Annotated in this window: 6 protein-coding genes; all 6 read left to right on the forward strand. The window is 60.1% G+C overall.

Features of this window, described 5'->3' with window-relative positions; all coding sequences use genetic code 11:
- Window positions 1-1,065: hypothetical protein (locus ABX749_RS17950; protein ID WP_372897172.1), on the forward strand; the 1,065-nt coding region annotated here is incomplete at its 5' end.
- Window positions 1,062-2,672, forward strand: a complete 1,611-nt coding sequence (locus tag ABX749_RS17955; RefSeq protein ID WP_372897173.1) for an FHA domain-containing protein — start codon at window positions 1,062-1,064, stop codon at window positions 2,670-2,672. The genes ABX749_RS17950 and ABX749_RS17955, both read left to right, overlap by 4 nt.
- Before the next feature lie 46 nt (window positions 2,673-2,718).
- Window positions 2,719-3,564 carry a hypothetical protein gene (locus ABX749_RS17960; RefSeq protein ID WP_372897174.1) on the forward strand — a complete coding sequence of 282 codons (846 nt, stop codon included), beginning with the start codon at window positions 2,719-2,721 and terminating at the stop codon, window positions 3,562-3,564.
- 15 nt (window positions 3,565-3,579) lie between these two features.
- On the forward strand, window positions 3,580-4,626 hold the full coding sequence (locus tag ABX749_RS17965; protein ID WP_145221128.1) for an SUMF1/EgtB/PvdO family nonheme iron enzyme: 1,047 nt from the start codon (window positions 3,580-3,582) through the stop codon (window positions 4,624-4,626).
- A gap of 70 nt (window positions 4,627-4,696) precedes the next feature.
- On the forward strand, window positions 4,697-5,605 hold the full coding sequence (locus ABX749_RS17970; protein ID WP_372897175.1) for a hypothetical protein: 909 nt from the start codon (window positions 4,697-4,699) through the stop codon (window positions 5,603-5,605).
- A 5-nt stretch (window positions 5,606-5,610) separates the two neighbouring features.
- Window positions 5,611-6,171: hypothetical protein (locus ABX749_RS17975; protein WP_372897176.1), on the forward strand; the 561-nt coding region annotated here is incomplete at its 3' end.

Genomic DNA, 6,171 nt, shown 5'->3' on the forward strand with positions numbered 1-6,171 from the left:
ACCGGACTGCAACCCGAAGAAACGCAGATGGTCGTCGAGCGGCTGCCCGAGTCGCTGCAAAGCCTGGCCGAAGTCCTGCGTCTGACGATCGCCGGACGTGGAACGGCCGAGTTCGACGGCTTTGTGCAATTGATGGACAAGCGAGTTTTGGACCCACGATTGACGGCCAAGCTGCTGCGTTTCCAAGCGGCCATGCTGATCGGACTGGTGATGAAGCGACCGTTGAAAGGCTATCAGTTCCGCGCGACTTCGAATTTCCCGTCGCTGCAACGCGATTTGCCCCTGGAAGTCAGCTTGATGGGACTGCTGGTCGAACACGCACTGCACTGCGACCTCTCGGAGATCCAGAGCGATGATTCAGCGCTGCGATTCGTCCGTCGCGCCATCCGAGGCCAGAACTTGGACCGTGCCGGGTTGTCTGCCAAACACATGAAGATCATGAACCTGCTGAGCGAACCTCGCTCGGTCGAGGAACTGCAACAACGACTCGGCTGGGATCACGACGAAGTCCGACGCGTGTTGTCAGGATTCGTCGCGGCCGACATCCTCGAAGTCCGACGCGACGAAAGCGAAGGCAAATTCGTGGCCTACGAGACCAATGCGATTGCGGCCGCACAACTCCGCAGCGGACTCAAGCAAGCTTCCGGCAAATACGTCGGCAAGATCGTTCGCGATACGTTGACGTTGCAGTTGCTGGTCAAACGAACCAAGCCGGACGCGGTGTTCTTCGCCGTCGACACCCCGCAAAGCTGCGACGCCATTCGCGAAGCCTTCACGTCGGCACAAGAAGCCTTCGGAAACTCGCGAAAGATCGTGCTGGCTCCCGCGAAGGTCGTCGATGACCCCAACGTTCCGTGGCACAAACTGCTCGGATTCACACCCGATCGATTGCTGCATTCCCCCTACACCTGCGACACCTTGACCGAAACGATGGACGAACTGGATTCCATCCCGGTCGCTGAACCGCCGCGTGATGGATCGCAGCAAGAGACGCATGGTGCCGCGACCGACCCGGCGTTGGCCTCCAACGGTTTGGACACCCCTGTTGCGGAGACCCTGTCATGATTCGATCCACCGAAGCAACCCTGACCGGTTTTAAAATCCGGGTCGTTCGCCAGAGCGCCTCGCCGATCGACCACGCCCTCGAAGAGGGACGAAGTGTCTTTGTCGGCAGCGGCAATTCGTGCGGCATCAAGGTCAGCGGCGAAGGCGTCGCCGAGATCCATTGCCTTGTCGACGTCGATGACGACGTCGTCTCCATCCAAGACTGGGCGTCCAAGGCGGGAACCAAAGTCAATGGAACGACGATCGACGACAAGACAGCGATCCAAGTCGGTGATTCCATCCTCGTCGGTTCCATCAAGCTGGAACTGGTTGGTGGACCGAGCGGACCAAGTCAAGCCGCCAAACAAAACGCCCTCGAACTGGCCGCCAAAGCCGCCGAGGAAGCACGGGAAGAATCAGTGGGAATGGAAGACTTGGGTTACGAAGACGTGCAAGACGATGCAACAACCGTCGCCGAACCGACGCCCGCCGCGCGGCCGCCGATCGGACGGCTCAGCGACGTGCTGGCCGAGACCGCCACCGAACCGATCTCCGCCCACGACACCCATGTCGCCGAAGCACCCGCGACCGACACGTCGGACTTGGACGCACCAATCGTTCAACCAACCGAGGCGTCTGCGGAACACAAACTCGACGAACCGGAATCCGACGAGATTGCGATCGTGGACGACTTCACTTCGAATCATCTCACCGCCGAAGATCTCGATTGGGATCCCTCCACCTTCGACGACGATCAGGTAGATGCCGAGATCGTTCAGTTGCTCAAGTCAGAAATCGAAGACCTCCGCATTCAGCTGGCCGAACGCGACGAGCAATTGGCCGCGATGGAAGGACTGGGCGCAGAGGATGGCGAACACGCCACGTCAATTCAGGCCGGATCCATCGACCAAGATTTCGGTGGCGACGAACTGGTCGGACGTGTCGACGACTTGCTCGCCGAACTGGCCGAGCACGACGAACGGGTCTCGATGCTGCAAGAATTATTGCAGACCGCTGAAATCCAAAACCAGGCGGAACGGGAAGAACGCAGCTGCCTGGAAAACTGGGTCGGCGAAATCGAACAACGGATCGGCGAGCGCGAATCGGAATGGAAAGCCGAACAGGACGCCCTCCGTGATCGACTCAACGCGGCGAGCCAGGAACGCGATCAGTTTCAGCAACAGCTGCACACCGCCGCCAAACGCTACGGACAAGCGTCGGTCGGTGACGTGGCCCCGGATGAAACGCTGCAGAAGCTGCAAAAGCAAAACGCGGAGCTGCAAGCCGCACTGGAGGAATCGCAAAAGCAATGCGTCAGCCTGAATCGTCAGATTGAGCGAATGCAAAACGAAGAACCGGAATCGCTGCAGGAACTGCGTGCCGAATTGGCCCAGGAGAAAGCATCGGTCTCACGGATGCGATTCCAGCTCTCCAAGCAGCTGCAGGAAATCGACGGCGACGCCGCCGCCAAAGAGCAGCCGGACCGCGAGTTCAGTTACAAGCTGCAAGCCCTGCGACAGCATTTGCGGGAGATTCACGAGGAAGAGAAGGTCGAGCGCGAACAGAAAGGAGAGTCTTTGCTCGGCCGGATCTCCAATCTCTGGAAACGCGTCGGTGACGAGTACTAAGACGCTCAGAAAAACTTCGTCGTAATCATTTTAACCCTGAATCGATATGACCGACCGAAACGACATGATTGCTCCGTTGCCCCTGGGCGGCGGAAGTGACTCGCCAGGAACGGGCGTCCCCCCGGTGATCGCACCGTTGGACGGCTCGCAAGCCGAAGCGATCGGTTCCATCGTCTTTGACGTGGAACATTTCGCGCGAGGTTGGATCGGTCGCATTCGCAGACTCATTCATCGGTCGTCCCAGTTGATCGAGCGAGAATCGCTACTGGCCGGTGCGATCTCGCGTTTGGATCAACAGAAGACCGAATGGAGCAAACGGACGGCGGCCAAGGAAGAAGGCCTGCGAGATCAGTCCAAACGGCTGACCGAAGCCTGGTTGGAAGTCGAGTCCGAACGCAGGAAGGCGATTCAAGGTGCACGCGCCGCGGCGACCGTAGCGAACAAGTCGGCCATCGGTCCCGTCGTTCCCTCGGTGCCTGCTGGCGTTTCGACCGGCACGATGCCGACGGCCGCTGGGCTTCCCCAGCCGACCGGCGCCGGCCCTCTCCCGATCGCTCCGGCGGCGGAACCGCCGCGCGATCCGAACCTGCCGTCACCAGCCGCGATTCAACGGCAAATGCCGGCGGCACCCCCGTCGGTCAACGTTAACGTTCCCGTCTGTGGTCCAAACACAGCGCCGCCCGCTGATGGTCGCGGAGGATCTCCCGTGATGCCGGTCGGCAACGCGCCCATCCTGCCCGGCCAGCCCGCCTCCGGCTACCAGGGAGCGTCCACTCAAGATCGCGACCAGCAAGCCGCACTGGAGCATGCCGAAGCCGCCCGGCAACAGAAGATAGAAGAATTCAAACGCATGCAACGTGCGATCCGTTCAAACCGAAGCCAGTCGAACTAACCGTTGGAGACCATCGTGCCCTTTGCCACCTTTTTCAGCCGGCCGCTGAGTGCGTTTCGCGCGTCGTTTTCGAGCGCGAAGCCTGATGCTGCAGCCGCCGCGCCGCCGACCTTGGATTTCCCTGGCGCACCGCCCGACATCCGCCAGCTGGTGCGTGAGCGACAGTATGCCCACATCGTCCGCCCGGCCGACGGGATTGCGTTTGACCCCGACTCGCTGCGGTACGCCTGGAAAGCGATCGATCACGACATGGCTTACGTGCCCGGTGGCGACGTGACACTGTGCGGTGAATACGCCACGACGTCCGAGGAAGGATTCGTGCTCGTTCCTCAGGTCGTCGGAAACAGCCAAACCGATTCGATCTACCTGGATCGGTGGTGCGTGACCAATGCCGACTTTCAACGCTTCGTCCAAGCCGGCGGGTACGAGAATGTCTCGCTGTGGCCCGAACAGATCCTGGCATCGGTGCTCAAATTCGTCGACAAAACCGGACAACCCGGCCCCGCGTTTTGGGAAAACGGCCGGCCCGCCAAAGCGATAGCGGCCCATCCGGTCGTCGGCGTGTCCTGGTACGAAGCCAACGCCTACGCCCAATGGGTCGGAAAACGGTTGCCGACCAGCGCCGAATGGCAGCGGGCCGGGACCTGGGGATCGACCGGCAGCGATTCACTGAAGGAATCGAAGTATCCCTGGGGCAATTCCTTCGATCCGCAATTTGCCAACACCTGGGCGTCGGGCCGGCACCAAACCGTTTCGGTTCATGAGTGCCAGGGCGGCAACACACCCAACGGCATTCGGCAATTGATCGGAAACGTCTGGGAGTGGATGAACACCCAGTACTTGTTGGCCGCGACCGAAGAGATCACCGTCCACATGACCGACCCGATGGCGGAGGTCCGCGGCGGTGCCTTTGACAGTTACTTCCATTCACACACGACGTGTCAAAGTCGCAGCGCCCAGACGCTGCTTGCCCGCAAGAACAACGTCGGCTTTCGATGCTGCTTCTCCGCCGAAGGGCTCGACCCGCACGGTGACGAGGAACTCCAATCGGCCGACGCCTGACTCGGTAGTGATCCCTGACTCGGTAAATGATTCCTGACCCCGAAACGCGCCTCGATGATGAAAGAAAACAATGAGTAAGGAAGAAGGCTACAACACGGCGTTGTGTTACCAAGACGCGCCTCCGTGCGTCTGTTGCGACGCCCAAATGACCAGCATGGATGACTATTGCGAAGAGTGCCAGACGCCGGCTGAAATCACGCGTTCGGTTTCCCAACGACATGCCAAGCCGCATTTCATTTCGGTGGTCGGACCCAGTAACGCCGGCAAGACGGTCTATCTGGGGCTGCTGTTGGACATGCTTTGTGGCGGCGCCAAGAATCTCAAAGGTGTTCCCAACGGCGCATTTTCGATCAAGCTTCAAGAGCAAGTCGTCTCGGCGCTGGAGGAACGGCGTTTTCCGGAAAAGACGCCCAACGAATCCGACCTTTGGAAATGGTTGCACTGTGTCGTCACCGATTCTTCGCAACGCAAAGAGAAACAGGTGGACTTTGTCGCACCGGATTTTGCCGGCGAAGCCATCGCGACCGAACTGGAGCAACCGGGGACCTACGCCGCCGTCAGCCACATCGTTCAGCGAACGTCGGCGTTCTTGTTGCTGTGCGATTCGGCCGAAGTTCGCGACAACGGTGCCCGCGAAGACCTGTTTGCGATGAAACTCGGCTCGTACATCTCGCAGCAACAATCGCTTTCCGAGTTAGGAAAATCGCGTGACCTGACGCCGGCGGTTGCGATCGTGTTTACCAAATCGGACACCTGCCCCGAAGCGGCGGCGGACCCTCACCGATTCATGACCAACAACATGCCCCGTTTCATGGATTACTGTCAACATAACTTTCCACGGCACGCGGTCTTCAGTGCCAGCGTCGTCGGTTCGTCGGCGTTGCTGAGCAACGATGTCGGTGGTGTGGCACGGGTGCCGTTTCACATCCAACCCCGCGGCGTGATTGAACCCTTGCACTGGGCCATCCAGAACAGCTAATCCACATGCAAGTCGAACAGATCAGCTACGGCTCGCTCAAGCGTCGTCGGATGAAGGGCTACCAGATCATCGGGAAGTCTCCCGGTGTGGATGCGACCGTGTCGAGCGAGTTTTGCAAATGGGCGCCCTCACACAACTCACTCGAGGTCGCGTCCGATGCCGCCGCTCAGGACGCCTGGGGGCTGAGCTTTTTTCCCCTTTCGGATTACTTCTATGCCGTCGCGCGCAGTGTGCACGGCGGTCCGGAATACAGTGGACGAGGCGGGCTGGCAGTGGTGACCATCGCGTTGGTGATGAGCCGCAAGCAACTTGTCGCCTATGAATTCCATGCCGTTGATACCGCCCGCACGGCACTCGCGTTGGGCAACCTGATCCTGCAAATGGACCGAGATGAAACGCTGCCCGCGGTCACGCTGACCGGGCGTCCCTTGTCGCTGCAACCGCCGACGAGCGACTTTACCGATTCCACACCTGCCCTCTTGCCGGGACACGCGGTCAACTGGATCGCCCGCGAGACCGTCAGCCTGCTTCGTGACAACCGCAAGGTCATGATCGTCGGCAAATGC

Origin of the sequence: Stieleria sp., from assembly GCF_041595215.1 — a bacterium.
In the GTDB taxonomy this organism is placed as follows: Bacteria; Planctomycetota; Planctomycetia; order Pirellulales; family Pirellulaceae; genus Stieleria; species Stieleria magnilauensis.

What these genes read in the sequence shown, in the direction of transcription:
- ABX749_RS17955 (WP_372897173.1), top strand. Translation starts at nt 1,062, where the DNA reads ATGATTCGATCCACCGAAGCAACCCTGACCGGTTTTAAAATCCGGGTC.
- ABX749_RS17960 (WP_372897174.1), top strand. Translation starts at nt 2,719, where the DNA reads ATGACCGACCGAAACGACATGATTGCTCCGTTGCCCCTGGGCGGCGGA.
- ABX749_RS17970 (WP_372897175.1), top strand. Translation starts at nt 4,697, where the DNA reads ATGAGTAAGGAAGAAGGCTACAACACGGCGTTGTGTTACCAAGACGCG.